28 protein-coding genes are annotated in these 26,789 nt (G+C 59.4%); 11 read left to right on the plus strand and 17 right to left on the minus strand.

The window, feature by feature from the left end:
- Positions 1-4 precede the first annotated feature (4 nt).
- The 7 genes from LOY56_RS00250 to LOY56_RS00280 form a co-directional block, all read right to left on the minus strand.
- Entirely contained in the window at positions 5-1,621 is a 1,617-nt protein-coding gene (locus tag LOY56_RS00250; protein ID WP_258618587.1) for an EAL domain-containing protein, read from the minus strand.
- 73 nt (positions 1,622-1,694) lie between these two features.
- Entirely contained in the window at positions 1,695-2,474 is a 780-nt protein-coding gene (locus tag LOY56_RS00255) for an N-acetylmuramoyl-L-alanine amidase (RefSeq protein WP_258618588.1), read from the minus strand.
- Positions 2,475-2,578: 104 nt separating this feature from the next.
- Positions 2,579-4,603, minus strand: a complete 2,025-nt coding sequence (locus LOY56_RS00260; protein WP_258618591.1) for a diguanylate cyclase — start codon at positions 4,601-4,603, stop codon at positions 2,579-2,581.
- Positions 4,604-5,464, minus strand: coding sequence for an endonuclease/exonuclease/phosphatase family protein (locus LOY56_RS00265; RefSeq protein WP_192345218.1), 861 nt, complete (start codon positions 5,462-5,464; stop codon positions 4,604-4,606).
- A gap of 14 nt (positions 5,465-5,478) precedes the next feature.
- Positions 5,479-6,120, minus strand: coding sequence for a thiol:disulfide interchange protein DsbA/DsbL (locus LOY56_RS00270; RefSeq protein ID WP_258618599.1), 642 nt, complete (start codon positions 6,118-6,120; stop codon positions 5,479-5,481).
- A gap of 197 nt (positions 6,121-6,317) precedes the next feature.
- Positions 6,318-6,929: a cytochrome c4 gene (locus LOY56_RS00275; RefSeq protein ID WP_258618601.1), complete on the minus strand. Its 612-nt coding sequence runs from the start codon at positions 6,927-6,929 to the stop codon at positions 6,318-6,320.
- Between the two features lie 46 nt (positions 6,930-6,975).
- Positions 6,976-7,266 (minus strand): cytochrome c5 family protein, encoded by a 291-nt coding sequence (locus LOY56_RS00280; RefSeq protein WP_258618603.1) that lies wholly within the window; start codon positions 7,264-7,266, stop codon positions 6,976-6,978.
- Between the two features lie 191 nt (positions 7,267-7,457).
- Here LOY56_RS00280 and yihA point away from each other — a divergent pair, with 191 nt between their 5' ends.
- Positions 7,458-8,099: a ribosome biogenesis GTP-binding protein YihA/YsxC gene (gene yihA / locus LOY56_RS00285; protein WP_258618605.1), complete on the plus strand. Its 642-nt coding sequence runs from the start codon at positions 7,458-7,460 to the stop codon at positions 8,097-8,099.
- 284 nt (positions 8,100-8,383) lie between these two features.
- On the opposite strand, the gene polA is transcribed toward yihA, so the two are convergent.
- Positions 8,384-11,152, minus strand: coding sequence for a DNA polymerase I (gene polA, locus LOY56_RS00290; RefSeq protein WP_258618607.1), 2,769 nt, complete (start codon positions 11,150-11,152; stop codon positions 8,384-8,386).
- A 74-nt stretch (positions 11,153-11,226) separates the two neighbouring features.
- Here polA and LOY56_RS00295 point away from each other — a divergent pair, with 74 nt between their 5' ends.
- Positions 11,227-11,514: a DUF2782 domain-containing protein gene (locus LOY56_RS00295; RefSeq protein WP_008076254.1), complete on the plus strand. Its 288-nt coding sequence runs from the start codon at positions 11,227-11,229 to the stop codon at positions 11,512-11,514.
- A 59-nt stretch (positions 11,515-11,573) separates the two neighbouring features.
- A complete protein-coding gene (locus LOY56_RS00300; RefSeq protein ID WP_258618610.1) occupies positions 11,574-12,524 on the plus strand; it encodes a homoserine kinase in 951 nt (316 codons plus the stop codon).
- A gap of 91 nt (positions 12,525-12,615) precedes the next feature.
- On the opposite strand, the gene LOY56_RS00305 is transcribed toward LOY56_RS00300, so the two are convergent.
- Positions 12,616-13,536, minus strand: a complete 921-nt coding sequence (locus LOY56_RS00305) for a zinc ABC transporter substrate-binding protein (RefSeq protein ID WP_258618612.1) — start codon at positions 13,534-13,536, stop codon at positions 12,616-12,618.
- A 66-nt stretch (positions 13,537-13,602) separates the two neighbouring features.
- Between LOY56_RS00305 and zur the strand changes: the two genes are divergently transcribed.
- The 7 genes from zur (at position 13,603) to LOY56_RS00340 (ending at position 19,188) form a co-directional block, all read left to right on the plus strand.
- Positions 13,603-14,085, plus strand: a complete 483-nt coding sequence (zur, locus tag LOY56_RS00310; protein WP_007902861.1) for a zinc uptake transcriptional repressor Zur — start codon at positions 13,603-13,605, stop codon at positions 14,083-14,085.
- Complete coding sequence (znuC, locus tag LOY56_RS00315) at positions 14,085-14,864, plus strand: zinc ABC transporter ATP-binding protein ZnuC (RefSeq protein ID WP_258618616.1); 780 nt, start codon at positions 14,085-14,087, stop codon at positions 14,862-14,864. Before zur ends, znuC begins: the two co-directional genes overlap by 1 nt.
- Entirely contained in the window at positions 14,857-15,645 is a 789-nt protein-coding gene (gene znuB / locus LOY56_RS00320; RefSeq protein WP_258618619.1) for a zinc ABC transporter permease subunit ZnuB, read from the plus strand. Before znuC ends, znuB begins: the two co-directional genes overlap by 8 nt.
- A 37-nt stretch (positions 15,646-15,682) precedes the next feature.
- The gene (locus tag LOY56_RS00325) at positions 15,683-16,399 is read left to right on the plus strand and encodes a PA5502 family lipoprotein (RefSeq protein ID WP_258618621.1); all 717 of its coding nucleotides are present in this window, start codon (positions 15,683-15,685) and stop codon (positions 16,397-16,399) included.
- A gap of 244 nt (positions 16,400-16,643) precedes the next feature.
- Positions 16,644-17,651, plus strand: a complete 1,008-nt coding sequence (locus LOY56_RS00330; RefSeq protein WP_258618622.1) for a methionine ABC transporter ATP-binding protein — start codon at positions 16,644-16,646, stop codon at positions 17,649-17,651.
- Positions 17,651-18,325 (plus strand): methionine ABC transporter permease, encoded by a 675-nt coding sequence (locus LOY56_RS00335; RefSeq protein WP_123500528.1) that lies wholly within the window; start codon positions 17,651-17,653, stop codon positions 18,323-18,325. Before LOY56_RS00330 ends, LOY56_RS00335 begins: the two co-directional genes overlap by 1 nt.
- Positions 18,326-18,414: 89 nt before the next feature.
- Positions 18,415-19,188: a MetQ/NlpA family ABC transporter substrate-binding protein gene (locus LOY56_RS00340; RefSeq protein ID WP_258618623.1), complete on the plus strand. Its 774-nt coding sequence runs from the start codon at positions 18,415-18,417 to the stop codon at positions 19,186-19,188.
- 142 nt (positions 19,189-19,330) lie between these two features.
- Here the strand turns inward: LOY56_RS00340 and LOY56_RS00345 are convergent, their stop codons facing one another.
- From LOY56_RS00345 to LOY56_RS00365, 5 genes are read right to left on the minus strand one after another with little or no spacing between them, the layout of a single operon-like run.
- Entirely contained in the window at positions 19,331-19,966 is a 636-nt protein-coding gene (locus LOY56_RS00345; RefSeq protein ID WP_258618624.1) for an SCO family protein, read from the minus strand.
- Positions 19,963-20,862: a heme o synthase gene (gene cyoE, locus LOY56_RS00350; RefSeq protein WP_258618629.1), complete on the minus strand. Its 900-nt coding sequence runs from the start codon at positions 20,860-20,862 to the stop codon at positions 19,963-19,965. The genes LOY56_RS00345 and cyoE overlap by 4 nt, the downstream gene beginning before the upstream one ends.
- Positions 20,850-21,923: a heme A synthase gene (locus tag LOY56_RS00355; protein WP_258618630.1), complete on the minus strand. Its 1,074-nt coding sequence runs from the start codon at positions 21,921-21,923 to the stop codon at positions 20,850-20,852. Before LOY56_RS00355 ends, cyoE begins: the two co-directional genes overlap by 13 nt.
- 10 nt (positions 21,924-21,933) lie before the next feature.
- On the minus strand, positions 21,934-22,527 hold the full coding sequence (locus tag LOY56_RS00360) for a hypothetical protein (protein ID WP_258618631.1): 594 nt from the start codon (positions 22,525-22,527) through the stop codon (positions 21,934-21,936).
- A complete protein-coding gene (locus LOY56_RS00365; protein WP_258618632.1) occupies positions 22,493-23,233 on the minus strand; it encodes an SURF1 family protein in 741 nt (246 codons plus the stop codon). The genes LOY56_RS00360 and LOY56_RS00365 overlap by 35 nt, the downstream gene beginning before the upstream one ends.
- 70 nt (positions 23,234-23,303) lie before the next feature.
- Here LOY56_RS00365 and LOY56_RS00370 point away from each other — a divergent pair, with 70 nt between their 5' ends.
- Positions 23,304-23,507, plus strand: coding sequence for a twin transmembrane helix small protein (locus LOY56_RS00370; protein ID WP_258618633.1), 204 nt, complete (start codon positions 23,304-23,306; stop codon positions 23,505-23,507).
- Positions 23,508-23,558: 51 nt separating this feature from the next.
- On the opposite strand, the gene LOY56_RS00375 is transcribed toward LOY56_RS00370, so the two are convergent.
- From LOY56_RS00375 to ctaD, 3 genes are all read right to left on the minus strand, one after another.
- Positions 23,559-24,446 (minus strand): cytochrome c oxidase subunit 3, encoded by an 888-nt coding sequence (locus LOY56_RS00375; protein ID WP_258618634.1) that lies wholly within the window; start codon positions 24,444-24,446, stop codon positions 23,559-23,561.
- A 33-nt stretch (positions 24,447-24,479) separates the two neighbouring features.
- Positions 24,480-25,037, minus strand: coding sequence for a cytochrome c oxidase assembly protein (locus tag LOY56_RS00380; RefSeq protein ID WP_258618636.1), 558 nt, complete (start codon positions 25,035-25,037; stop codon positions 24,480-24,482).
- Between the two features lie 126 nt (positions 25,038-25,163).
- Positions 25,164-26,756: a cytochrome c oxidase subunit I gene (ctaD, locus tag LOY56_RS00385; RefSeq protein ID WP_258618638.1), complete on the minus strand. Its 1,593-nt coding sequence runs from the start codon at positions 26,754-26,756 to the stop codon at positions 25,164-25,166.
- Between the last annotated feature and the right edge of the window lie 33 nt (positions 26,757-26,789).

Genomic DNA, 26,789 nt, shown 5'->3' on the forward strand with positions numbered 1-26,789 from the left:
CATCTCAGGGTTCGTCATCCAGGCGGCGCGTGGTCAGTCGGCGGCCACGGGTAATCAGTTCGATGAATTGCACAGCGCTCAGTGCATGAGCGAATAGCCAGCCCTGACCGAACTTCACCCCTTCGCTGCTCAGGAACACGGCTTGGGCTTCATGTTCGATGCCCTCTGCAATCACTTTGAGTTGCAGGGCCTGCGCCATGCGAATGATGTGCGGGGCCACGCCGCTGCTGGCGGCATCATGGCCCAGCGCGTCAATAAAGGCCTTGTCGATTTTCAAGCAGTCCACCGGCAGGGTTTGCAGGTAGGCGAGGCTGCAATAGCCGGTGCCAAAATCATCGATCAGCACTTGATGCCCAACATCACGCAGGGCTTGCAGGTTTTCTCTGGCCACCACCACATCCACCAATCCACGCTCGGTCACCTCAAAGGCAATCTGCCTGGCCGCCACCCGGTGCATATTCAGGAGGCGCGCTATCACTTGGCCGATACGCGGCACCATGACATCGCAGGCCGCCAGATTGACTGAGATGTACAGCTGCGGATTGGACCGCAACAGTTGCCCGAGCTGTTCCAGCAGGCGCTGCAATACGAAATCGGTTATCTGGCGGATCTGGCCAGTGTTCTCCGCCATCGGAATGAACAGATCGGGGCTGGTCAGCGTGCCGTCCGGCCTTCGCCAGCGCAGCAGGGCTTCGGCACCGACGCAGTTGCGGCTGTCGAGGTCGAAGATGGGTTGATACAACACCTGCAGCTCGCCTCGCCGTATCGCGCCTTGCAGTTCGGCATCCAGCGACTGACGCTGGCGTACCAGCAAAAACACCAGAATGCCAACACAGGCACTCAGCGCCAGGCTGGCCGGCAGTAACCACCACCATACCGCCGGCACATGCACCCCGGTGCGCGGTGTGATCAGTACCAGTTGGTATTCGGGGTTGTGAGTGGGCATTCGATAAATCAGGCGGGTATGAGTGACTTGCAGCGCCTCGCGGCTTTTCGGGGGCCAGGGTTCCGCGGGGGGCCAATCCTGCGCGACACCGAGTACCGGTATCGCCCGGGTGCCGTGATCGAGTACCACCAGCAAGCTGCTGCCCGGCGACAAATCGACCATGTCGGTCAAGTGCCCGCGAGATGTTGCCACCCGGAAATTGCCACGCCCCAGCATCAATGCGGCGCGGTTCTCATCAGGTTCAGTGGTGGTGTTCAGCCAATAACTGTAGGTGGGGCCCTTGATATCCGGCGGCCGGACCAGTGACAGTCCCTCTTGGCGAGGGCGATTTGAGCAGATTCGTGAAGCATCCATGTAAGCGGCTTCGTAAACGAAGCGGTAATTGAAGCTGACCTGCTGCAAAGTGGCGATCATTTCGTCATCGCAACCTCGTAACGGTTGAGCTTCCAGGTCATCGAGGCTTTCGCGTAACTGCCCGAACAGCTGCTCCAGACGAACCAGAAAGCGTTCTCCCTGGGCATTCATTTCCTGGCTTTCGTTGTTTTCGACCTGATGCATCGCCACGAACAAACTGCCGACCGTCAGTAGCGTTGCGCTCAAGGCAGTCGCCAGCATCGCCAAAAACAAAGGGCGATAGAACCAGCTATGCAGTCTCTCCCGAGCAGCAGGCATCATGGAATATCCGAAGAATTACCAATGAGTTATAGCTGCTGATTTGGAAAAAGCGCTGACCGTCGGGCGGGCGTCATTATTTTGTCTGATTCAACACCTGAAGAAGCGCGGCGGTTTGCGCATCCAGCGTGCCGTCAAAACGGGACGGACGAAAATGCATCTGGAAGGCTGCCAGCACATTACGTGTCTCTGCATCCAGTTCGCCGGTCTGCGGTGTCGCGTAGCCCAGGCGGGCAAGTTGTCCCTGAAACCAAATGATGCTCGGCAGTTGCACGGAAAACTGCGCTTGCTGCCGCGCGACGGCCTGCTCGTTCGGCCAGATGCCCAGGCCTTCGGCAGCCAGGCGCTTCCAGGGAAACAGCGGGCCGGGGTCGAGTTTGCGCATCGGTGCGATGTCGCTATGGCCAATGATATGGCGGGGGCTGATGCCTTGGCGCTTGCTGATGTCCTTGAGCAGGAAGATCAACGACTGAACCTGGGCTTCGCTGTAGGGATACCAGAGGCGCCCGGTTGGAGTGTCTTCAAAGCCCGGATTGACGATTTCGATGCCGATGGAACTGGAGTTCAGCCAGGTCCGGCCTTGCCATTCGCTTTCGCCAGCGTGCCAGGCCCGGAGATTTTCATCCATCAGCTTATAAATAGTGGCGTGCTTGTCGTCGCCGATCAGGTAATGGCTGCTGACCTCACCATGGGTCAGCAATTGCAGCGAATTCTCCAGGGATGTAGAGGTGTAATGCATCACCACGAATTGAATGCGACTGTCGTGATTGGCTGAGGGGTGGCTGGTATCGATTCGGGGGCCGCTGGCACAACCGGCTAATAGAAGCAGCGACGCAATAAGAACAAGATATTTCATGGCAGGAGGCAATACGCGCGAGACAATAATGCAACAGTGTAACGTATTGCCTCACGGCGCTGACGGCAAAAAGGTTCCTTTAAACAAAATGGAACAATTAGCCGTCAGCCCAGTTCTACTCGATTTCGTCCGGTGTTTTTCGCACGATATAGCGCCTGATCGGCTCTTTTAAGCACCAGATCGCTGTGTTCCCCAGCCCTGAATGCTGTCAGTCCCATGGAAATGGTGATGGTGACTCGCTCGCCCTTGAAGTGGAACGGGCAGGCTTCGATCGATGCGCGCAAGGTTTCCAGCAGTTTCGCCCCAGCCATAGGTGGTGTGTCTGGCATCAACAGCACAAACTCCTCACCGCCGAACCTGGCAATAAAATCCGTCCCGCGCAGACGTTTGCGTAGCACGCTGGCGATGATTTTCAGTACTTTGTCGCCCGCCAAATGGCCATAGTTGTCATTAATGCGCTTGAAATGGTCGAGGTCGAGCATTGCCAGCAACAGAGTATTGCCATGTTGTTGCCATTGGCCGATTTCATGCTCCAGGCGCTCGCTCCAGGCTGCTCGATTCGGCAGGCCGGTCAATGGATCAATCAACGCCTTCTGGCGCTGCTCTTCGAGATGCTCCCGATAACCCAGTGCTTCCTGCTCCATGTGAGCAACCCTTTCAGCCAGGCTTTGCAGGCGGGCTGCTACTTCCTGCTCACGCTCGTCACGCTGCTTCTGGTGTTGGTCCATGGTGCCGAGCAGGCCTTCGAGATGGTTTTCCAGCACATGCTTGAGATCATCAAGGTCTGCCGCTTCCTGCATGCTGTTTTGCAAGCCGTCCACTTGCTCGCGAATCTGCGTGTCCATTTCCCGCGCGGCCGAGCGGTTGTCGGCGTGGCCGTCGCTCGCCGCTTGCAGATTGCTCTGGAAGGACTCAAGACGTTCGTTGAGTTGCTGCAGATACGCTTCGAATTCATGCTGACCGCTGTCGGTGATTGCCAGCATCAATGTGGCCAGGTCGTCGAGGATCGGTATCAACTCATACCAGTTCAAACCATTTTGTAGACGATCACGCATCGCCTCGGCTTGTGGACGATGGCGCTCGGGCAGCGTCAGGTCATCGAGAAGACCCAGCAGGGTGTCTTCGATATGCTTGGCGACAGAACTGTAGGACGGCTCCGGCGAGTCCGGTAGGGCATACAGAATATCGTGCTCGGACGGCTCTGGATCGATGGTCACCGGAGTCAGTTCATCGGGATTGATTGCCGATGGAGGCCGAGTGATCGGTAGGGCGATCGCTGGAACCGACCCTTGTGGTTGCTCGATATTCGGTCGGGCTTGTAATTCTGGGGCCTGGCCGCTCATCGCTTCTGGCTCAAGGGCGGGCGGGACCAACGCCACGACTCCAGTCGCAGGCGCCATTGCCACGGGTGCCTGAATTTGCTGTGGCTCAGGGTGTGCAGAGGCGGGCAGGGCGGCTTCTATGGTCGGCAGCAGCGATTGATCGGTGGCTGGCGTGGGATTGGCCATCGCTTGTGAGGGCTCGGCCGATGCTGCAACCGGTTCGACAGGTTGCGGCGCAGGCATTTGCGATTCGGCGGTGACGAGCTGTGGAGCGGTCTCCTCCGTTTCCCTGCCGAACAGGCGCTGCAGCAAACCCGGACGATCAGGTTCGGCTGGATTCTCCAGCAGGTTCAAGGCTTTGCCTTGCAAGCCGCTCAGTTCGCTGAGCAGCAACGGTATTTCGCGAGCCTGGCCTACGCGTCCGTCCAGCTGTTTGGCGAATTTTTTCAGCGGCCGGCTCACTTCCCGGGGCAGCGGCAATGCTTGCAGCTGAGAGACCAGCGACGTCAGGGCGGCATTGACTTGATCGACCCGGGTTTCCCGGCGTTGCTCGGAGTCGAGCACGGCTTTTTCCAGGCGCGGCAGCAAGGCAGCCAGGCCGGCGTCCATGTCATCGGTGCGGACGACTTCGCGCATTTCCTTCATGCATTGATCAACGGCGCGATCGGTACCTTCTGCGGCCAGGGTGCTGCGCACCAGACCACGACGCAGCAGGTCGAGCCGGGCGTCCCATCGACGCTCCAGTTTTTCCTGTTGTTCGATGCTTTTGAGGTATTTCTCTTTCCAGCGCTGTGCTTCTTCGCTCATTCAGGCAGGACTCAACGCGGGCAATGCATCGGCCGTGAGCGAACCCGGCAGACGAATTTCTACCGCGACCGGCAGGTGATCGGAAATGGGCTGTGCCAGCACTTCGACCTTTTCAAGGGTCAGGGTGGGGCTAAGCAGAATATGGTCCAGGCAACGCTGTGGGCGCCAGCTGGGGAAGGTCGCTTCCAGTTGCGGCGCGAGCAGGCCCAAATCACGCAACGGGGAGTTTTGCAGCAAGTCACTGGCATGGGTATTCATGTCGCCCATCAGCACCTGGTGTTTATAACCGCCGATCAACTCGCGGATGTAGGCCAGTTGCAGGCTACGGGCGCGAGCGCCCAGCGCCAGGTGCATCATCACCACCACGAGCGCCTCCGGACCTTCGCCGAAGCGCACCAGAATGGCCCCGCGACCCTTGGGCCCCGGCAGCGGATGATCTTCAATCGCCCACGGGCGCAAACGGCTGAGCACGCCATTGCTGTGCTGACCGAGGTGTCCGAGATTGCGATTGAGTTGTTGATACCAGTAAGGGAAGGCGCCGAGCTGGGCCAGGTGTTCGACTTGATTGACGTAGCCTGATCGCAGGCTGCCGCCATCGGCTTCCTGCAAGGCGACCAGATCGAAGTCACCCAGCAGATTGCCGATTTTTTGCAGGTTGTCGGCACGTCCGGTGTGGGGCAACAGATGCTGCCAGCCGCGGGTCAGATAGTGCCGATAGCGCTCGGTACTGATGCCGACCTGGATATTGAAACTGAGCAAACGCAGACGACTGTCCACGGGCAACCCCGTCGATTCCAGGTGATGCTCGTTGACCTGCGGATGATGCAGGCCAACGATGCGTTCAGTTCCCCAGCGGCGCATGGCAGGTGCCGCGCTTAGTTGGCGACGGCCTTGGTTGCCGCTCGCTCTTTGGCGACCAGTTGGTCGGCCAGTTTCAGCGCTTGCTCGGCACCGCCGGCAGAGCCGATGTCAAAGCGATACTTGCCATTGACGATCATGGTAGGCACGCCGGTAATTTCATATTTCTTGGCAAGTTCTTTGGCTTTGTTGATCTGGCCCTTGATGGCGAAGGAGTCAAAGGTGGCCAGGAACTTGTCCTTGTCTACACCTTGAGTCGCCAGGAAGTCCGCCATGTCTTCTTTGTCAGTCAGTTTTTTGTGTTCTTTCTGGATCGCGTTGAATACCGCGGCGTGAACCTTGCTTTCGACACCCATGGCTTCAAGGGTCAGGAACATCTGGCCGTGTGCATCCCATGGGCCGCCAAACATGGCCGGAATGCGCACAAAGTTCACGTCGGCAGGCAGTTTTTCAACCCAAGGGTTGATCACAGGTTCGAAGGCATAACAGTGCGGGCAGCCATACCAGAACAGCTCGACCACTTCGATCTTGCCAGGCTCTGCAACCGGCACCGGGTTGGCCAATTCTACGTAAGGTGCGGCAGGGGCTTCGGCGGCTTGGGCAGTCATGCCAAACAGGCTGGCAGCGACGAGTGCGGCGCTGATGATCAGATTACGCATGCTTTACTCCTGGACAATTGGGTCGCCTCGCGCGACCTGTTTTCAGACAGATTCCGGCGGGCTTGAGTTTGTAGTGTAACGGCAGCGGCCACAAAAAAGGGCAGCCAAAGCTACCCTTTTTATGTTTGCATCGACGGATTAATCGAGTGTTAACGTTGCAAGAGATCTACACCATTCACAACGCTCGATCACAGGCCTTAGTGCAAGCCTTGAATATAGCTGGAGACGGCGGCGATATCTTCGTCGCTCAGCTTTTTAGCGATGCTCTGCATCGGTTTGGTATCGCCGTCGTTGGTCCGGCCACCTTCTTCTTTTCTGAAGTCGGTCAGTTGTTTGCCGACATACTGAGCATGCTGACCGCCCAAGTGTGGGAAACCGGCAGCTGCGTTACCTGCGCCATTCGGCGAGTGGCACCCGGTGCAGGATGGCAGGCCCTTGGCCAGATCACCGCCACGGAACAGCGCTTCACCGCGAGCCACGACTTTCGGGTCAGCGGCACCCACGCTGCCTTTCTGGCTGGCGAAGTAGGCGGAGATATCAGCCAGGTCCTGATCACTCAGGTTGGTCAGCAGACCGGTCATTTCCAGTACCGTGCGTTTGCCGGACTTGATGTCGTGCAACTGCTTGTTCAGATAACGCTCGCCCTGACCTGCCAGTTTCGGAAAGTTAGGCGCCATGCTGTTGCCATCCGGGCCATGACAGGCGCCACATACTGCGGCTTTCGCCTGGCCAGCAGTCGCATCACCTGCAGCATGGGCTACGCCGGAGATCCCCACGGTCAACAGCAGACTCACGATCAATTTGTTCATCAGCTAATCCAACTACGGCTAAGGGTTAAAGAGTTATGGGCCGGGTTTACTCGCTCATCCACTGGATGATGGCTCGGTAATCCTCGGCACTGCAGTCCATGCACAAACCACGCGGCGGCATCGCCTTGAAACCCTGGGTCACGTGTTGCACCAGCGTCTCCATACCTTTCGCCAACCTCGGCGTCCAAGCGTCCTGATCGCCCTTGCGGGGCGCCATGGGTAGTTGGCCGGAATGACAGGCACCACAAACACGGTTGTACACCGCTTCCGGATCCTGTGTAGCCTGAGCGCTGTAAAGCGGCATCAAGACACCGGCAGCTAGCAGCCATTTCGTCATAAAACGACCTTTTCAGGGTTGAGAGCGTGCTGCGTTCTAGTGCGCAATCAAGGTTAATCGCTCTCGTGAACTTCATCCTGCGCTGGGACAAAGCGCACACAAAATCTGCGGCATTATATACTGGCGTCACTGAAACGGAAACGACACTGCTTGCCGCGTCCATTCCCGGCGCCGCCCACATCGGAAATCCCATGCAACTCAAGAATCCCATACTCGGCCTGTGCCAACAGTCCACCTTCATGCTCAGCGCCGCCAAAGTCGACCAGTGCCCCGACGACGAAGGCTTCGAAGTGGCCTTCGCCGGGCGTTCCAACGCCGGCAAGTCCAGCGCGTTGAACACCCTGACACACGCCAGCCTGGCGCGGACCTCGAAAACACCGGGTCGCACGCAGCTGTTGAACTTCTTCAAGCTAGACGATGAACGCCGTCTGGTCGACCTGCCGGGTTACGGTTACGCGAAAGTGCCGATCCCGTTGAAGCTGCACTGGCAGCGTCACCTGGAAGCCTATCTGGGCGGTCGTGAGAGTTTGAAGGGTTTGATTCTGATGATGGACATCCGTCATCCAATGACCGATTTCGACCTGCTGATGCTCGATTGGGCGATCGCCAGTGGCATGCCGATGCATATTTTGCTGACCAAGGCAGACAAGCTGACCTACGGCGCGGCGAAAAACGCGCTGCTCAAGGTTCAGGCGGAAATCCGCAAGGGCTGGGGCGATACGATCACTATCCAGCTGTTTTCGGCACCCAAGCGCATGGGCCTGGAAGACGCCTACACCGTATTGGCGGGCTGGATGGAATTGGCGGACAAAGGCGCCGAGGCTGGCGAGTAAAGCTCTCCAGATCTGCAGGCAAAAAAAACCCCGGACTTCGTATGGGGAGGAAGAAGTTCCGGGGTTCAAATTCCGGACCACTAGGGCGGGGTCCAGATATCTGCCAACACTTAACACAACATAGGAGCATCGAAGGGCTTCACCAGCCATTCAGTATCTCTGAGTGGCGGTGCATGAATTTAGTTCAGAGTATTTTCAAAAACCATTGGAAATAATCGTCGTCATTTCCCGCTCTATAACCCTTCGTCATTGCGTGCGGCGGCAAAGTGCCGCAGCACACTGGCTCAGTGGGCTTCATCCCAATTGTTACCGACGCCCACTTCGACCAGAAGCGGTACATCCAGCTGGGCGGCGTTGCTCATGTGCACGCGAATCTCCTCTCGTACCTGGTCAATCAGGTCCTCACGCACCTCAAGTACCAATTCATCGTGCACCTGCAGGATGACTTTGGCGTCCAGGCCTGACGATGTCAGCCAGTTGTCCACTGCCACCATGGCTTTCTTGATGATATCCGCCGCGGTACCTTGCATCGGGGCATTGATTGCCGTGCGCTCGGCGGCTTTGCGCAATGCCTGGTTTTTCGCGTTGATTTCCGGCAGGTACAAGCGACGACCAAAGATGGTTTCGACGAAGCCTTGCTCGGCAGCCTGGGCGCGCGTGCGCTCCATGTATTCCAGTACGCCGGGATAACGGGCGAAGTAGCGATCGATGTAGGCCTGGGACTGTTTGCGGTCAACGCCGATCTGCTTGGCCAGGCCAAACGCGCTCATGCCATAGATCAGGCCGAAGTTGATGGCTTTCGCACTACGACGCTGATCGTTGGTAACCGCGTCCAGCTCGACGCCAAAAACCTCTGCGGCCGTGGCGCGGTGTACATCAAGGTTGTTACGGAAAGCGTGCAGCAAGCCTTCGTCCTTGGCCAGATGCGCCATGATCCGCAGTTCGATTTGCGAGTAGTCCGCGGCCAGCAGCTTGTAGCCTTTCGGCGCGACGAACGCCTGACGAATCCGACGACCTTCGGCAGTGCGAATCGGAATGTTCTGCAGGTTCGGGTCGATGGACGACAAACGTCCGGTGGCGGCGACGGCTTGCTGGTAAGACGTATGAATGCGCCCGGTGCGAGCGTTGATCTGTTCTGGCAAACGGTCGGTGTAGGTGCTCTTGAGCTTGCTCAGCGAGCGGTATTGCATCAGCACCTTGGGCAGCGGGTAGTCTTGTTCGGCCAACTCGGCCAACACCGCTTCGGCAGTCGAAGCCTGGCCCTTGGCGGTTTTGCTGAGTACGGGCAAACCGAGCTTTTCGTAGAGGATCACGCCCAGTTGCTTCGGCGAGCCGAGGTTGAATTCTTCACCGGCGATGGCAAAGGCTTCGCGCTCAAGGGCGACCAGTTTCTCGCCCAGCTCGACGCTCTGGATGCCCAGCAGGTTGGCGTCCACGAGCGCGCCTTGGCGCTCGATTCGGGCCAGAACCGGCATCAGCGGCATTTCAATGGCGTTGAGCACTTTGCCCAGGCTTGGCGTTGCCGCCAGTTTTTCCTGTAATGCCAGATGCAACCGGAAGGTGACGTCGGCATCTTCGGCGGCATAGGGACCGGCCAACTCTAGAGAGATTTGATCGAAGCTCAGCTGTTTGACGCCTTTGCCCGCAATCTCTTGAATGTCGGTCTTGCTTTGGCCCAGGTATTTGAGCGCCAGGCTGTCCATGTCGTGGCGGGTGGCCGTCGAGTCCAAAACGTAGGACTCGAGCATGGTGTCGTAGGCAATACCCTGAACAATAATCCCGTTGCTCTGATCGCCACCGATGGCGCAGTTGGCGAGGATATTGGTTTCGAACTTGGCGTGCTGGCCGACTTTCAGTTTGTTCGGGTTTTCCAGCAGCGGCTTCAACGCCAGCAGCACGGTGTCGCGATCCAGTTGTTCCGGCACGCCCATGTAGGAATGGGTCAGCGGAATGTAGGCCGCTTCGTTGGCCGCGACGGAAAACGACAGACCCACCAGTTGTGCATGTTGCGCATCGCTGCCGTTGGTTTCGGTGACGAAGGCGATCAACGGCGCCTTGTCGAGCTTGTCCAGCCAAGCCTCGAAGTGCTTCTGGTCGAGGATGGTTTCGTACTCCGCTTCGGCGGCGCCCGGTTGTTCCTGGACGACCTCGACAATGTCCTGACCCGAGCGCTTGGCGTCGCGCTGGTTCTCTTCGAACCAGCTTTTGAATTCCAGCAGAGTGTAGAGCTCGGCGAGCTTGTCGTGATCCGGCTTGCCCATTTGCAGGTCATCGAGACTGATGTCCAGCGGCACGTCGATCTTGATGGTTGCCAGTTGATAGGAGAGGAACGCCATCTCCTTATGCTCTTCGAGCTTGGCCGGCAGGGTTTTGGCGCCGCGAATCGGCAGGGTCGGGACGATGTCGAGCTGCGCATAAAGCTCGGTCAGGCCGCCGTTCACGCCGACCAGCAGACCGGAAGCGGTTTTTGGACCGATACCCGGAACGCCCGGAATGTTGTCGGACGAATCGCCCATCAGTGCCAGATAATCGATGATCTGCTCGGGAGCGACGCCGAATTTCTCCTTCACGCCCTCCACGTCCAGCGCGCTACCGGTCATCGTATTGACCAAGGTAATGTGCCCGTCGACCAGTTGCGCCATGTCCTTGTCGCCGGTGGAGATCACCACCGGGCGGTCGGCGGCCGCGCTGCTGCGGGCCAAAGTGCCGATCACGTCGTCCGCTTCAACGTTGTCCACGCACAGCAATGGAAAGCCCAGGGCCTTGACGCTGGCGTGCAGCGGTTCGATCTGGACCCGCATGTCGTCGGGCATGCTTGGACGGTTGGCTTTGTATTCGGCGAACATCGCATCGCGGAACGTCCCGCCCTTGGCGTCGAATACCACGGCGAACGGGCTGTCCGGGTACTGCTTGCGCAGGCTTTTGAGCATGTTCAATACGCCTTTGACCGCACCGGTCGGCAGGCCTTTGGAGGTGGTCAGCGGTGGCAGCGCATGAAAGGCGCGGTACAGGTAAGAAGAACCGTCCACCAGGACGAGGGGGGCTTGGCTCATGAGCAGGATCAACCTTTTCGGCGGGTCCGGCGCTAGAATAGCGGGACCGTTGACGACAAAGGGACAAGGTTATCATGCGCACACTAAATCGCTTGTTGCTGGCTGGTTTGTTTGCAATTACCCCATTGGCTGTCATGGCGGCGGATGACGCGCCCTCGGCGGACCCGGATGTAACGATCCGCACGGAAGGCGATAAAACCATTCAGGAATATCGGCAAAATGGTTTTTTGTATGCCATCAAGGTGACCCCGAAAGTCGGCAAACCGTATTTCCTGGTGCGCGCTGATGGCTCGGACGGTAACTTCATTCGCTCGGACCAGCCGGATATGCTGATTCCGTCGTGGAAAATATTCGAGTGGTAAACCGCTCCTAACTTAAATCGGCGCCGGCAGTCGCGGCGCCCGTACTGGCAGTTTTAACCATGTCTGTGTTCACCCCCCTGGCTCGGCCCGAGCTGGAAACCTTTCTCGCCCCTTACGGGCTTGGCCGTCTGCTTGATTTCCAGGGGATCGCCGCCGGTAGCGAAAACACCAATTTCTTTATCAGCCTGGAGCAGGGTGAATTTGTCCTGACCCTGGTCGAGCGCGGGCCGGTGCAAGAGATGCCGTTCTTCATCGAGCTGCTCGACGTGCTGCACGACGCCAACCTGCCGGTGCCTTATGCCCTGCGCACCACCGACGGTGTTGCCTTGCGCGAGCTGGCCGGCAAACCTGCGCTGCTACAGCCACGTCTGGCGGGCAAGCACATCAAGGACGCCAACGCGCAGCATTGCGCTCAGGTCGGCGAGCTGCTGGCTCATCTGCACCTGGCGACCCAGGCCAACATGATCAAACGCAAAACCGATCGCGGCCTGGACTGGATGCTGGAGGAGGGCACGCAATTGCTTTCGCACCTGAATGCCGAGCAAAGCGATTTGCTGCAACGGGCGCTGGATGAAATCACACAGCAGAAGGCGAAAATTCTGGCGCTGCCACGGGCAAACATCCACGCGGACCTGTTCCGCGATAACGCGATGTTCGAAGGCACGCACCTGACCGGGTTGATCGACTTCTACAACGCCTGTTCGGGGCCAATGCTCTATGACGTGGCAATTGCCTTGAACGATTGGTGTTCGGACGAACAAGGGCAGCTTGATGGCGCTCGGGCACGGGCATTGCTGGGCGCTTATGCTGCGCTGCGACCGTTCACCGCAGCCGAAGCCGAGCTATGGCCGACCATGCTGCGCGTGGCGTGCGTACGGTTCTGGTTGTCGCGATTGATTGCCGCGGAGTCTTTTGCCGGGCAGGACGTGTTGATTCACGATCCGATGGAGTTTCAGCTGCGGTTGGCGCAGCGGCAGAAGGTCAGCACGCCGTTGCCGTTCGCGCTTTAAAAGCATCGCGGGCAAGCCCGCTCCCACAGGATTCGCGATGATCCTTGTGGGAGCGGGCTTGCCCGCGATGGAGGCGACGCCGATGCTGGAGTTACAACGACTCCAGACACCCCGCCAAATCATTCCCCAGCTTTTCCAATACCTGCTCATACCCTTGAGCGGTCGCTGGCGTGTACCCGCCCAATGCATCCAGCTCCGCCAGCTTCACTGGCAGCCCGGCCACCAGGGTTTCTGCCAGGCGGGGGCGCAGAGGTGGTTCGCTGAACACGCAGGTCTTGCCGACTTCCTGCAACCGCGTGCGCATCGCTGCCACGTGTTGGGCACCGGGTTGCACTTCGGCAGCGACACTGAACACGCCGGCGTGCTTGAGGCCATAAGCGTCTTCGAAGTAGTCGAAGGCTTCGTGGAACACGAAATATGGCTTGCCCGCGATACCCGCCAGACGGGCCTTCAGGCGCAGGTCCAAAGCATCCAGACGCTCATCGAATGTCTTGAGGTTGCTCTGGTAGCGCGCCGCGTTGGCCGGATCGGCGGCGCTCAGATCGGCGGCCATTTTGGTGGCGATCACGCGGGCGTTGATCGGTGACAACCACAAGTGTGCATCCAGGCTTCCGGGGCGGTGATCGTGGTCATGCTCGTCGGCTTCTTCGGCGTGGGAATGGTTATCTTCGGCGAAATGTCGCAGTTTCAGACCAGGCACATCCTGCACCGCGACGCTGGGCAGCGTACGACCTTTCAACACGCGAGGCAGGAAACCTTCCATGTCCGGGCCGATCCAGTACACCAGATCCACCGACTGTACTTTCCGTACGTCGGAAGGGCGCAAGGCGTAGTTATGGGGCGAGGCGCCGGGCGGCAGCAAGACTTCCGGAACCGCTACGCCGTCCTGCACCGCCGCGGCTATCAACTGCAGGGGTTTGACGCTGGTGAGGACTTTGACCTCGGCTTGGGCCGAGCCGATCAGCAAAAAACTTGCGACAAATGCGACAAACGTAGAAAAAAGTCGGGACACGATGACCACTCGAAGAGGCGAGAACGGGTAACATAATAACGTCTCTCACAAAACTCGTCGCCGCTCATGCCTAAAACACCGATTGCCAGCCGTCCCCACGACCACTCTCATTGCGTGCATAGCGCATTGTCTGAGGCCGATGCATTGTGCGCGCGTCAGGGGTTGCGCCTGACCGCTTTGCGCCGGCGGGTGCTGGAACTGGTATGGCAAAGCCACAAACCGCTGGGTGCTTACGATATTCTGGCGGTGCTCAGTGAGCAGGACGGCCGCCGCGCCGCGCCTCCCACCGTGTACCGCGCGCTGGATTTCCTGCTGGAAAACGGCTTGGTACACCGCATCTCTTCGCTGAACGCCTTCGTCGGCTGCAATCACCCGGAACACGCTCACCAGGGCCAGTTCCTGATCTGCCGCGAATGCCACGCCGCCATCGAACTCGAACAGAAATCCATCAGCGACGCGATCATCAATAGCGCCAAAGATGTCGGATTTATCGTCGAGGCCCAGACCGTTGAAGTGATCGGTCTCTGCTCGGGTTGCCAGGGGGCTTGATGAGCAACGCGCTGATTCGCCTCGAGCAGGTAGCTGTCACCTTTGCCGGGCAAAACGTGCTGGACAACATCGAGCTGAGTGTTGAGCCGGGGCAGATCGTTACCTTGATCGGCCCCAATGGTGCCGGCAAAACCACACTGGTGCGCGCTGTGCTCGGCCTGTTGAAACCGGACAACGGCCGCGTCTGGCGCAAGTCGAAGTTGCGCGTCGGTTATATGCCGCAAAAACTCCATGTCGATCCGACCCTGCCGCTGTCGGTGCTGCGCTTTTTGCGTCTGGTGCCGGGCGTGGACCGTGCTCGGGCCTTGGCGGCCCTCAAGGAAGTCGGCGCCGAACAGGTCATCGACAGTCCGGTGCAAAGTGTGTCCGGTGGCGAAATGCAGCGGGTGCTGCTGGCGCGGGCCTTGTTGCGCGAACCGGAACTGTTGGTGCTGGATGAGCCGGTGCAAGGCGTCGATGTGGCCGGTCAAGCCGAGCTCTACAGCCTGATTACACGCTTGCGCGACCGGCATGGTTGCGGCGTTTTGATGGTCTCTCACGATCTGCATCTGGTGATGAGTACCACCGACCAGGTGGTGTGCCTGAATCGCCACGTCTGCTGCTCCGGACATCCCGAGCAGGTCAGCGGCGATCCGGCATTCGTCGAGCTGTTCGGAAAAAACGCACAAAGCCTGGCGATTTATCACCACCATCACGACCACGCCCACGACCTGCATGGCTCGGTGGTCAGCGCGGTCCCGTCGACTCACGTTCATGGAGATAGCTGCAAGCATGGCTGATTTTCTGCTCTTTGCCCTGCTTGCAGGCCTGGCTTTGGCGCTGGTCGCGGGCCCGCTGGGTTCGTTCGTGGTCTGGCGGCGCATGGCCTATTTCGGCGACACCTTGTCTCACGCCGCACTGCTCGGTGTGGCGCTGGGTTTTCTGCTGGATGTCAGCCCGACCGTTGCCGTCACTGTAGGCTGCTTGTTGCTGGCGGTATTGCTGGTGACGCTGCAACAACGTCAGCCGCTGGCATCCGACACGCTTTTGGGAATTCTCGCACCGAGCACGCTCTCCCTGGGGCTGGTGGTACTAAGCTTCATGCATGAAGTGCGGATTGACCTGATGGCTTATCTGTTCGGCGACTTGCTGGCGATCAGCCCGACCGATCTGGCCTGGATCCTCGGCGGTAGCGCGGCGGTGCTGGCATTGCTGGTCACGCTGTGGCGACCCTTGCTCGCGATCACGGTGCACGAAGAACTGGCCAAGGTAGAAGGTTTGCCAGTGGCAGCCTTGCGCCTAGTCCTGATGTTGCTGATCGCGGTGGTGATCGCGGTGGCGATGAAAATCGTCGGCGTGTTGCTGATTACTTCGTTACTGATTATTCCGGCGGCTGCGGCACAGCGTCACGCCCGCTCGCCGGAGCAGATGGCACTAGGTGCGAGCCTGCTGGGCATGCTCGCGGTGTGTGGTGGGTTGGCGCTGTCCTGGTTCAAGGACACCCCGGCAGGCCCGTCGATTGTAGTGGCGGCCGCCGCGCTGTTTCTGCTGAGTTTTGTCCTGCCCCGTCGAGGGGTGTAGACTTGCTCGTTTTTTGCGCAAATAGAGAGTCGCAGGAATGAAGCTGTTCGCCTCCCGTTATCTGCTCCTCGTCGCATTTTCGCTGCTCCTGAGCGCTTGCCAAAGCACGCCACCGGCAGCCATCGACGCTCCCGATGCGCGGGCCATGGCTATCGCACAGCTGGAGCAAAGCCTGGCCAGCAGCGAACTGGCCACCGCCGAGGACCAATTGGCGACCTTGCAGGCCGAGTCACCCAACGATCAATCCCTTGAGCAATACCAGCGGCAATTGGCCGAGGCTTATTTGCTGCGCAGCCAGATCGTGTTGCAAAAAGGTGATGTGAATGCGGCGGCCACGGCGCTAAGCCGTGCCCGGGTATTGATGCCCAAGGCCCCGGCGCTGACCGGTGGCGTCAACAGCGCCATTGTCCATGCGCGCAAGGCTGAACTGGATAAAGCCGAAGCGGCACTCAAGGCTGCCGAAGCCAAACCTCAGGCCAAAGTCATCGATCCGACGGCTGAAAGCACCACGGTGGCATTGAACCTCGCCGATATGAGCAAGCTTCGTCGCCAACTTGATGCTATCGCCGCCGATGTGGTGAATTATCAGTGCGACGTGAGCATTCAGGCGCCGCGCACTCAGGATTACCCATGGCTGGCCACGCTGCTGACCAAACGGGTGAAGAAACTGGATTCGAAGTTTGATCTGAAGCTGGAGAGGCAGATTCTGCGCAACATTCCGGCGCAAATGGTTCTGAGTCCGCGTAAGCCATAAGAAAAGATCGCAGCCTTCGGCAGCTCCGACCAGTGTAGGAGCTGCCGAAGGCTGCGATCTTTTGCTTTTCTAAATGCATCAGGCCGCAATCGCCTTGACCTTAGGCTCCCTACCTTTGATCGCCTTATTGCCAAATCGCTGGTTGAATGCAAAATAAATGCTAAGAACCTCTATACAGAAAGGCTAAAATGCGCGCCCGGCTAACCGCTGATCCTTTTCTAACGCGCCCCACAAGGTTCGCTACGTGATCGAGTTTCAAAACGTCCACAAAACTTACCGCGTCGCCGGTAAGGATATTCCCGCCCTGCATCCGACCAGTCTGACGATTGAGAATGGTCAGGTCTTTGGCCTGATCGGCCATTCCGGCGCGGGAAAAAGTACCCTGCTGCGTTTGATCAATCGCCTGGAGAACTCCAGTGGCGGCAAGATCATTGTCGATGGCGAAGAAGTCACCGCGCTGGATGCCAATAGCCTGCGGCGTTTCCGTCAGCAGGTCGGGATGATTTTCCAGCACTTCAACCTGCTGGCGTCCAAGACCGTGGCCGACAACGTCGCGCTGCCTCTGACGCTCGCCGGCGAACTATCGCGCAGCGAAATCGACCGGCGCGTGACGGAGTTGCTGGCGCGGGTCGGCCTGTCCGACCATGCCAAAAAATACCCGGCGCAATTGTCCGGTGGTCAGAAGCAGCGTGTCGGTATCGCCCGGGCTTTGGCGACCAAACCGAAAATCCTGCTGTGCGATGAAGCCACCAGTGCCCTGGACCCGCAAACCACGGCGTCGGTCCTGCAACTGCTGGCCGAGATCAACCGCGAACTGAAACTGACCATCGTCCTGATCACCCACGAGATGGATGTGATCCGTCGAGTCTGCGATCAGGTGGCGGTGATGGATGCCGGCAAGATCGTCGAGCAAGGTTCGGTGGCCGAGGTGTTCCTGCATCCCAAGCACCCGACTACCAAGCGCTTCGTGCAGGAAGACGAGCAAATCGACGAAAGCGAACAGCGCGACGACTTCGCTCACGTACCGGGGCGCATCGTGCGTCTGACCTTTCAGGGCGAAGCGACTTACGCGCCGTTGCTGGGTACCGTCGCTCGGGAAACGGGCGTGGACTACAGCATCCTGGCCGGTCGTATCGATCGCATCAAAGACGTCCCTTACGGGCAATTGACCCTGGCCGTCACCGGTGGCGATATGGAAGCGGCATTTGCTCACTTCACTGCAGCTGACGTCCACATGGAGGTGCTGCGCTGATGGAAGTCCTGATGAGTTTCTTTTCCAATATCGACTGGTACGAAATCTGGCTGGCCACCGGCGACACCCTGCTGATGCTCGGTGGTTCGCTGTTGTTCACGGTGCTGCTGGGCTTGCCCTTGGGCGTGCTGTTGTTCCTGTGCAGCCCGCGCCAGTTGCTGGAAGCCAAAGGCGTCTACGCGATGCTGTCGTTGGTGGTGAACATTCTGCGTTCGCTGCCATTCATCATTTTGCTGATCGTGATGATTCCGTTCACCGTGTTGATCACGGGCACCTCGCTGGGTGTCGCCGGTGCGATTCCACCGCTGGTGGTGGGTGCCACGCCGTTCTTCGCGCGACTGGTGGAAACCGCCCTGCGTGAAGTGGATCGCGGCATCATTGAGGCGACCCAGGCCATGGGGGCGACGACACGTCAGATCATCATCAACGCCTTGCTGCCGGAAGCCCGTCCGGGCATCTTCGCGGCAATTACGGTGACAGCGATTACACTGGTGTCCTACACGGCGATGGCCGGTGTGGTCGGCGCTGGCGGTCTGGGCGACCTGGCGATCCGTTTCGGTTACCAGCGTTTCCAGACGGATGTGATGGTTGTGACGGTGGTGTTGCTGCTGATGCTGGTTCAAGTGCTGCAAACCGTTGGCGACAAACTGGTCGTACACTTCTCACGCAAATAAACAGTTCACGTAACCAAGACATGAGCCGGCCATTCGCTGGCAGGCGCCAAACGGGCGCCGCAAGCGGGCACCCACAAGGAGTTAGCTGAATGAAAAAACTACTCGTCGCGTTCGCTGCCGTTGCAGCCTTTTCCGCACACGCTGCCGACACCCTGACAGTCGCGGCCACCCCGGTGCCTCACGCGGAAATCCTCGAGTTCGTTAAACCGGCCCTGGCCAAAGAAGGCGTGAACCTGAACGTCAAGGTGTTCACCGACTACGTCCAGCCGAACGTGCAGGTGGCCGAGAAGCGTCTGGACGCCAACTTCTTCCAGCACCAGCCGTACCTGGATGAGTTCAACAAGGCCAAGGGCACCCATCTGGTTGCCGTTGCCGGCGTGCACCTGGAACCGCTGGGCGCTTACTCCAGCAAGTACAAAGCGCTGACCGAGCTGCCGGGCGGCGCCAACGTGGTGATCCCGAACGACGCCACCAACGGTGGTCGTGCGCTGTTGCTGCTGGCCAAGGCTGGCCTGATCAAGTTGAAGGATTCGAACAACATCCTGTCGACCGTGAAGGACATCACCGAGAACACCAAGGACCTGAAATTCCGCGAACTGGAAGCCGCGACCATCCCGCGCGTGCTGACCCAGGTCGACCTGGCGCTGATCAACACCAACTACGCGCTGGAAGCCAAGCTCGATCCGTCCAAGGATGCGTTGGTTATCGAAGGCAGCGACTCGCCATACGTAAACATCCTCGTTGCCCGTCCGGACGACAAGAACAGCGCCGCGATGCAGAAACTGGTTGCGGCGCTGCACAGCCCAGAAGTGAAAGCCTTCATCCTCGAGAAGTACAAAGGCGCGGTATTGCCAGCGTTCTGACGTTGAAGGGGACGCAGAGCGTCCCTGGCTGCATTCCCACGCGGAGCGTGGGAACGATCAAAAAAACGGGGACGCATTGATTGCGTCCCCGTTTTTTTATGCCTGCAATACCACCGCTGGCTCCTACAGGGGTGGGTGTTGGTTATTCGCGCTTGAGCATTACCGGCAACTGCGCCACCAGCTTCTGGTTGTTCAACGGTGCACGAATGAACCCGCGTTGAGTCCCGTCCGGTCCGATCACCGCCAGGTTACCGCTATGGTCGACGGTGTAATTAGGCTTGCTGGTGTCCGCCGGAATAAACGGAATACTCACCGCATTGGCCAGCTTCTGAAGGTCTTCGACCGAGGATGCAGTCAGCCCGATGAACTGCGGATCGAAGTAACCCAGGTATTGCTTGAGTTGCTTGGGCGTATCGCGGTTTGGGTCGACGCTGACCAAAACGATCTGCAACTTGTCCACCGCATCCGCCGGCAGTTCGCTCTTGATCTGCCGCAGCTGGGCGAGGGTGGTCGGGCAGATGTCCGGGCAGAAGGTGTAGCCGAAGAACAGCAAACTCCACTTGCCTTTCAGCTCGTTGACCGCCACCGGCTTGCCATCCTGATCGGTCATTTTCACGTCTGGCAGGTTACGGCTTTGGGGTAACAGGATGATCCCCGCATCGATCAGTGCCGTCGGGTCGCCCTGGTTTTTTCCGGTCAGTACTTTATTGATGGTCAAGCCCAGGATCAGCGCGATCAAGGCGACGAGAATGAAGACGGTTTTCTGGGTTCGAGTCATAGGTTCAACAGTAAGTAGTGGTCTACGAGCAGCGCGATAAACAGCAGGAACAAGTAGTAAATAGAGTACTTGAACGTGTTGATCGCCGCGTGCGGCCGAGTGCCACGGTACAGCACCACGGCCCATTGCAGAAACCTCGCGCCCAGTACAAGGGCACAAATCAGGTAGAGCACGCCGCTCATGTGGATCACGTAGGGCATCAGGCTGACGGCCAGCAGCGCAAAGGTATAAAGCAGGATGTGGACTTTGGTGTAGTGCTCGCCATGGGTCACCGGCAGCATCGGAATGTCAGCCTTGGCGTATTCCTCCTTGCGGTGAATCGCCAGCGCCCAGAAGTGCGGCGGGGTCCAGGCGAAGATAATCAGCACCAGCAGCAACGGTTCGGCGCTGACATGACCGGTGGCGGCGGTCCAGCCAAGCAGCGGCGGGGCCGCACCTGCGAGGCCGCCGATGACGATGTTCTGCGGCGTCGCACGTTTCAGGAAACCGGTGTAAACCACGGCATAACCGAGCAAGGACGCGAGGGTCAGCCACGCCGTCAACGGGTTGGTGAAGGCCAGCAGCAAAGCCTGGCCGAGCAGCGCCAGCACCAAGGCGAACGTCAGCGCAGCGCTCGGAGATACCCGACCTTCGGCCAAGGGCCGCTTGTGGGTCCGGGCCATGACGGCGTCAATGCGCCGGTCCACCACATGGTTGACCGCCGCCGCACCGCCGGCACACAAGGCAATCCCCAGATTGCCGAACACCAGCACCGTCCACGGCACCCCGGCGCGCGTCGCGAGAAACATGCCGACCAGCGAGGTGATGAGCATCAGCACCACCACTTTTGGCTTGGTTAGCTCCAGGTAATCGCGCCAGATAGCCCGACTGTGATGTTCGCCGATCAGAATCGCCATGGCACCTCTCCTTTTACTGTTATGGGCCCGGCTGAATGTTTACGCGGGCTGAAGCGCCAGCGTGTCGGCTGCTTGACCCGAACCAGGCTGGTTCGCGCGTGATAATTGACCAGCACCATCGTCAGCAGCAGCGCTGCGCCACCGGCGTTGTGGGCGACGGCCACCCACAGCGGTAAGTGAAACACCACGTTGCTGATGCCCAGGGTGATTTGTGCGGCAAGGGCGATCAGCACTATGCCGGCCAAGCGCGTCATGCCGACGACCTTCAGTTGCCAGGCCAGACCGAGCAGAACGAAGGTGACCAGTAGTGCGCCGATACGGTGAGTCAGGTGAATCGCGGTGCGGGCATCGCTGTCCAGTTGTCCGCCCAGGTAATTGGGGCCGATGTGTTGGGTCAGGTGAAAGCCGTTGGCGAAATCAGTCGGTGGCAGCCATTGTCCGTGGCAGGTCGGAAAGTCGATGCAGGCCACCGCCGCGTAATTGGAGCTGACCCAGCCACCCAGGGCAATTTGCAGGATCACCAGCAGTAACCCGGCGGTCGCCCAGTGCTGCAAACGCCGGGGCACGGTCAGCGCCGGCAACACGCCGGACAGGCGCAAGGTCAGCAGAAACAACAGACTCAAGGTCGCAAAGCCACCGAGCAAATGCCCGGTGACCACTTGCGGCCAGAGCTTGAGCGTCACCGTCCACATGCCGAACGCCGCTTGGGCAATCACCACTGCCAACAGGAAAAGCGGCAACTTCACCGGTTGCCCCGGATGATGACGATGGGTCCAGGCGCGGCCCGCCAACACCGCGATCAACAGCCCCAACGTGCCGGCGAAGTAGCGATGGAGCATCTCGTTCCAGCCTTTGTGAGCCTCCACCGGTGCGTCGGGAAAATGCAGTTCGGCATGGGCCAGTTGGGCTTCGCTGTTCGGCACGCTGATAAAACCGTAGCAGCCGGGCCAGTCCGGACAGCCAAGGCCCGCGTGAGTCAGGCGTGTGTAGGCGCCGAGCAACACCACAATCAGTGCCAGCAAGGTGGCAAACAGCGCGAGGCGAAATCCAGGTTTGGCCATGACGATGCCCTTATCCGATGTTCGACAGTTTCAGCAAATGGCGCAGGTCGTTGAGCAGGTCCTTGCCCTTCACCGTCGGGTCGTAGCGCAGCACCAGATTGCCGTGAGGGTCGATGATCCACAGGTGCGGCGTGTCATTGCTCTGAGCGCCTTTGATGTAGATCGGCGGGTCCAGTGAATAACGTTGCAGCTGCGGGTACTCACGTTGAAGCTTAGTCTCGTAATCGCTGTTCAGTGGCTGCGCGATGGCCAGCGCATGGCTGGCGCGGGAGGCATCGCGACCGAGGCCGATCTGGATCTGGCGCGCCAGATAAACCAACTGCTGGCAGTCCACCGAACAGTCCTTGGGCGCAGTCACCAGCAATTGCCAGCGGTCTTCTTGCGCCGGTACGCCGATGTCGGCGCGGGTCTGGCCGTTGCCGATCAGTTCGCCGTGATAACTGCGGCCCTCCGGCACCCAGAACTGCAATTTGTACATGCCGGTGGCGAGGATCATCGGACCCACCACTCCCAACAGGATCAGTAACAACTGCAAGCGCCCGCGCCGACGATTGACCGGCGTTTTCGCCTCAGACATGCCGAGTGGATTCATGGCCGCTCCCATTATTGTTCTCCTTTGCGTTGTGCCAGCCGAGATAGAGGTAAAGGCCGAGCAGGGCGATCGACAGGGCGAACCACTGCACGGCATAAGCCACGTGTTTTTCCGGCCCCATGGCCACCACCGGCCAATCGGCCTGGTAGGTCGCGGGACCGCTTTGCGCGCGTAATTCATAGGCGAAACCGTCACGGCCAAGCGCCGCCCAGAGCCTGGGCGGTTCAATGGCGGTGACCAGTTGTGGCCAGGTCGTGGCGTCTGGGTCGGCGTGCAACTGGAACGTTGCGCCGGGGGAGACGTAGACCCAGGCGTCGAGGCTCAATGCCTGAGTCGGTGTGGTGAATGACGGCGGTGTGCGCCGATCCGGCCACGGCAGCCAGCCGCGATTAACCAGCAGCCAGAGCCCGGTCGCCCGGTCCTGAAACGGTTGCAGCAGTTCGACCCCGACCTTGCCATCGCGCTGACGGTTGTCCAGCAGCAGGCTGTGTTCGGCATCGAACTGGCCGTGCAGGCGAACCCGACGGAAGTCCGGATCTTCGGTCTGTTGCAGTTCAGTGCTGGTCATCGGTTCGGCCGTCCGGCGCTCGGCGTAGCTTTGCAGCAGCGCGCTTTTCTCCGCGCCCCGGCTCAACTGCCAGAACCCGAGTGACACCAGCAAAGGCAGCAGCATCGCGACCACCAGGGTCGGCACGAAGCCCGGCCGGAAGCGCTTCATGGCGTCGCCAGAAAGTCGGTAGTCGCGATAGCTATACTCAAATGCATCGCCTGTCCCCCGGAGTGTCACCATGCTCAAAGCAGCCATCGTCCTGATGCTGATTGCCACGATTGTCAGCCTGTTCAGCGGCCTGTTTTTTCTGGTCAAGGACGACAGCCATTCCAATCGCCTGGTCATCGCCTTGAGTGTTCGTGTTGCGCTGGCCGCCACCACTGTCGGCTTGATCGCCTGGGGTTTTTTCAGCGGCCAGTTGGTGTCTCACGTGCCTTGGTAGGGCGCGCAAAGCGCGCAGCTTCAAGCTTCAAGCTTGCGGCTTGAAGCTGCTCTAAAGCACATAGACGAAAACGAACAGACCGATCCACACCACGTCCACGAAGTGCCAGTACCAGCTCGCCGCCTCGAAGCCGAATTGATGGTCGGCATCGAAGTGCCCGCGCATGATCCGCATCAGCATCACGAACAGAATGATGGTGCCCATGGTCACGTGGGCGCCGTGGAAACCGGTGAGCATGAAGAAGGTCGCGCCGTAGATGCCGGAACCCAGAGTCAGGCCCAGCTCGTTGTAGGCGTGCAGGTATTCTTCGGCCTGGAAACCGAGGAACGCGCAACCGAGCAACACGGTCAGCGCCAGCCAGATTTTCAGTGCGCCGCGATGGCCTTTTTTCAGGGCATGGTGAGCAATGGTCACGGTGACGCTGGAACTCACCAGCAGCACGGTATTGAGCAGCGGCAGGCCCCAGGGGCTGATGACTTCCTTGGGGGGTGGAAAGAGTTTCGAGTCCGGGTTGTTCAGCAGCGGCCAGGTGAATTCAAACGCCGGCCACAGCATGTGAGCGATGCCTTTGGTGCCTTCACCGCCCAGTGCCGGCCCCGCGATGTTGCGCACATAAAACAAGGCACCGAAAAAGGCGATGAAGAACATCACCTCGGAGAAAATGAACCAGCTCATGCCCCAGCGGAACGAGCGGTCCATCTGTGCGCTGTACAGTCCTTGGCGACTTTCCTTGATCACCGTACCGAACCAGCCGAACAGCATGTAGGCCAGCAGCAGGCTGCCGACGAAAAAGATCAGCGGGCCGTGGGATTCTGGCCGCGCAGCCTTCAGGTCGTTGAACCAGGTGCCCAGGCCGAACACGGTGACGAACATGCCGACCGTGGCAATGATCGGCCATTTACTCTGGGCCGGAACGTAATAATGTTCATGAGTTGCCATTTATTGTTCTCCTTATCGGGCACGCTTTAACGCCTAGCCGCCGGTGCTTGCTGCAACAGCCACGGGCGGATGACGTGCGGTGATATCGAACAGCGTGTAGGACAGCGTCAGGTGCTTCACTTCTTTGGGCATGTCGCGGTCAACAATGAACCGTACCGGCATCTCGATTCGCTGACCGGGCTGCAGCACTTGCTGGGTAAAGCAGAAACATTCGGTCTTGTGGAAGTACGCGGCTGCGTTGCTTGGCGCGATACTCGGCACCGCCTGGGCGCTCATCGGGCGATCAGTCGGGTTGTGGGCGATAAAAATCATCTCGTTCACTGCCCCCGGGTGAGCGACCAATTCATCGCCCTTGGGATAGAAGTCCCAGGTCATGTCGGCGGCGTTGGTCGACAGAAACTGCACGCGAACCTGCCGCGAGGCGTCGACCGTTTGCTCGCCTTCATACTGCCCGGAGGTTTTGCCATTGATGCCGAACGCCTGGCACATCACGTCGTAGATCGGCACCAGGGCAAAGCCGAAGACAAACATCGCCACCACCACCAGCACCAGGCGGGTGACCAGTTTCTTCATCGAAATCGAATCAGCCATGATTTAAGTCCTCCACACAAACCCATGTGGGAGCGGGCTTGCTCGCGAAGCAGGCGCTGCAGTTTGGCAGACGGACCGCGTCATCGTTCTTCGCGAGCAAGCCCGCTCCCACAAAGGCTAGAGCATTCATTTCACTTCCGGCGGCGTGGTGAAGGTGTGATATGGCGCGGGTGACGGAATGCTCCATTCCAGGCCTTCGGCACCATCCCACGGCTTGGCCGGTGCCGGCTCGCCGCCGCGAATGGTCTTGATCACGATGAACAGGAAGAAGATCTGCGTGGCACCAAACATGAACGCCCCGATCGACGACACCATGTTGAAGTCGGCGAATTGCAGGTTGTAGTCCGGAATCCGCCGCGGCATGCCCGCCAGGCCCACGAAGTGCATCGGAAAGAACGCCAGGTTCATGCCGATGAACGAGAGCCAGAAGTGCAGCTTGCCGAGGGTTTCGTCGTACATGTGGCCAGTCCATTTCGGCAGCCAGTAGTAGGCCGAGGCGAAGATCCCGAAGATCGCCCCCGGCACCAGCACATAGTGGAAGTGCGCGACCACGAAGTAGGTGTCCTGGTACTGGAAGTCCGCCGGGGCGATGGCCAGCATCAACCCGGAGAACCCGCCAATGGAGAACAGAATGACAAACGCCACGGCGAACAGCATCGGCGTCTCGAAGGTCAGCGAGCCTTGCCACATGGTGCTGGCCCAGTTGAACACCTTGACCCCGGTGGGCACCGCGATCAGCAGCGTGGCGTACATGAAGAACAACTCGCCCACCAGCGGAATGCCGACCACGAACATGTGGTGCGCCCAGACGATGAACGACAGGAACGCAATACTCGCCGTGGCGTAGACCATCGAGGTGTAGCCAAACAGTGGCTTGCGCGAAAAGGCCGGAATGATCGAGCTGACGGCACCGAAGGCCGGCAGGATCATGATGTACACCTCGGGGTGACCGAAGAACCAGAACACATGCTGGAACAGTACCGGGTCTCCGCCACCGGCGGCACTGAAGAAGCTGGTGCCGAAGTGGATGTCCATCAGCATCATGGTCACGCAGCCGGCCAATACCGGCATCACCGCGATCAGCAGGAATGCGGTGATCAGCCAGGTCCAGACGAACAGCGGCATTTTCATCAACGTCATGCCGGGGGCGCGCAGGTTGAGGATGGTCGCGATCACGTTGATCGCCCCCATGATCGAACTGATCCCCATCAAATGGATGGCGAAGATGAAGAACGTCACGCTTTCCGGTGCGTAGGTCGTCGACAGCGGTGCATAGAAGGTCCAGCCGAAGTTTGGCCCGCCACCGGGGGTGAACAGGGTCGATACCAGCAGCAGAAACGCTGCCGGCAACAGCCAGAAGCTGAAGTTGTTCATCCGTGGCAGGGCCATGTCCGGCGCGCCGATCATCAACGGGATCATCCAGTTGGCGAGGCCGACGAAGGCCGGCATCACCGCACCGAACACCATCACCAGGCCGTGCATGGTGGTCATCTGGTTGAAGAATTCCGGCTGGACGATTTGCAGTCCCGGCTGGAACAGCTCGGCGCGAATCACCATGGCGAACGAGCCGCCCAGCAGGAACATGGAGAACGCAAACCACAGGTACAGCGTACCGATATCCTTGTGGTTGGTGGTCAGCACCCAGCGCATCAGGCCTTTGGCGGGGCCGTGGGCGTGGTCGGTGGCGGTATGAACATGGTCATCGACTACAGCAGTCATGTCCTGTCTCCTGCAAACGGATGGGCTGGGCGG

Origin of the sequence: Pseudomonas sp. B21-048 (assembly GCF_024748615.1) — a bacterium.
Classification (GTDB): Bacteria; Pseudomonadota; Gammaproteobacteria; order Pseudomonadales; family Pseudomonadaceae; genus Aquipseudomonas.

Bases quoted from the DNA above. Each gene is read 5' to 3' on its own strand.
- znuC (WP_258618616.1), top strand. From the start codon at position 14,085: ATGAGCAACGCGCTGATTCGCCTCGAGCAGGTAGCTGTCACCTTTGCC.
- LOY56_RS00275 (WP_258618601.1), bottom strand. From the start codon at position 6,929: ATGAACAAATTGATCGTGAGTCTGCTGTTGACCGTGGGGATCTCCGGC.
- ctaD (WP_258618638.1), bottom strand. From the start codon at position 26,756: ATGACTGCTGTAGTCGATGACCATGTTCATACCGCCACCGACCACGCC.
- LOY56_RS00335 (WP_123500528.1), top strand. From the start codon at position 17,651: ATGGAAGTCCTGATGAGTTTCTTTTCCAATATCGACTGGTACGAAATC.
- LOY56_RS00280 (WP_258618603.1), bottom strand. From the start codon at position 7,266: ATGACGAAATGGCTGCTAGCTGCCGGTGTCTTGATGCCGCTTTACAGC.
- LOY56_RS00265 (WP_192345218.1), bottom strand. From the start codon at position 5,464: ATGCGCCGCTGGGGAACTGAACGCATCGTTGGCCTGCATCATCCGCAG.
- LOY56_RS00255 (WP_258618588.1), bottom strand. From the start codon at position 2,474: ATGAAATATCTTGTTCTTATTGCGTCGCTGCTTCTATTAGCCGGTTGT.
- LOY56_RS00360 (WP_258618631.1), bottom strand. From the start codon at position 22,527: ATGGGAGCGGCCATGAATCCACTCGGCATGTCTGAGGCGAAAACGCCG.
- znuB (WP_258618619.1), top strand. From the start codon at position 14,857: ATGGCTGATTTTCTGCTCTTTGCCCTGCTTGCAGGCCTGGCTTTGGCG.
- LOY56_RS00295 (WP_008076254.1), top strand. From the start codon at position 11,227: ATGCGCACACTAAATCGCTTGTTGCTGGCTGGTTTGTTTGCAATTACC.
- cyoE (WP_258618629.1), bottom strand. From the start codon at position 20,862: ATGGCGATTCTGATCGGCGAACATCACAGTCGGGCTATCTGGCGCGAT.
- LOY56_RS00340 (WP_258618623.1), top strand. From the start codon at position 18,415: ATGAAAAAACTACTCGTCGCGTTCGCTGCCGTTGCAGCCTTTTCCGCA.
- yihA (WP_258618605.1), top strand. From the start codon at position 7,458: ATGCAACTCAAGAATCCCATACTCGGCCTGTGCCAACAGTCCACCTTC.
- LOY56_RS00260 (WP_258618591.1), bottom strand. From the start codon at position 4,603: ATGAGCGAAGAAGCACAGCGCTGGAAAGAGAAATACCTCAAAAGCATC.
- LOY56_RS00365 (WP_258618632.1), bottom strand. From the start codon at position 23,233: ATGAAGCGCTTCCGGCCGGGCTTCGTGCCGACCCTGGTGGTCGCGATG.
- LOY56_RS00380 (WP_258618636.1), bottom strand. From the start codon at position 25,037: ATGGCTGATTCGATTTCGATGAAGAAACTGGTCACCCGCCTGGTGCTG.
- zur (WP_007902861.1), top strand. From the start codon at position 13,603: ATGCCTAAAACACCGATTGCCAGCCGTCCCCACGACCACTCTCATTGC.
- LOY56_RS00250 (WP_258618587.1), bottom strand. From the start codon at position 1,621: ATGATGCCTGCTGCTCGGGAGAGACTGCATAGCTGGTTCTATCGCCCT.
- LOY56_RS00325 (WP_258618621.1), top strand. From the start codon at position 15,683: ATGAAGCTGTTCGCCTCCCGTTATCTGCTCCTCGTCGCATTTTCGCTG.
- LOY56_RS00345 (WP_258618624.1), bottom strand. From the start codon at position 19,966: ATGACTCGAACCCAGAAAACCGTCTTCATTCTCGTCGCCTTGATCGCG.
- polA (WP_258618607.1), bottom strand. From the start codon at position 11,152: ATGAGCCAAGCCCCCCTCGTCCTGGTGGACGGTTCTTCTTACCTGTAC.
- LOY56_RS00300 (WP_258618610.1), top strand. From the start codon at position 11,574: ATGTCTGTGTTCACCCCCCTGGCTCGGCCCGAGCTGGAAACCTTTCTC.
- LOY56_RS00370 (WP_258618633.1), top strand. From the start codon at position 23,304: ATGCTCAAAGCAGCCATCGTCCTGATGCTGATTGCCACGATTGTCAGC.
- LOY56_RS00375 (WP_258618634.1), bottom strand. From the start codon at position 24,446: ATGGCAACTCATGAACATTATTACGTTCCGGCCCAGAGTAAATGGCCG.
- LOY56_RS00355 (WP_258618630.1), bottom strand. From the start codon at position 21,923: ATGGCCAAACCTGGATTTCGCCTCGCGCTGTTTGCCACCTTGCTGGCA.
- LOY56_RS00270 (WP_258618599.1), bottom strand. From the start codon at position 6,120: ATGCGTAATCTGATCATCAGCGCCGCACTCGTCGCTGCCAGCCTGTTT.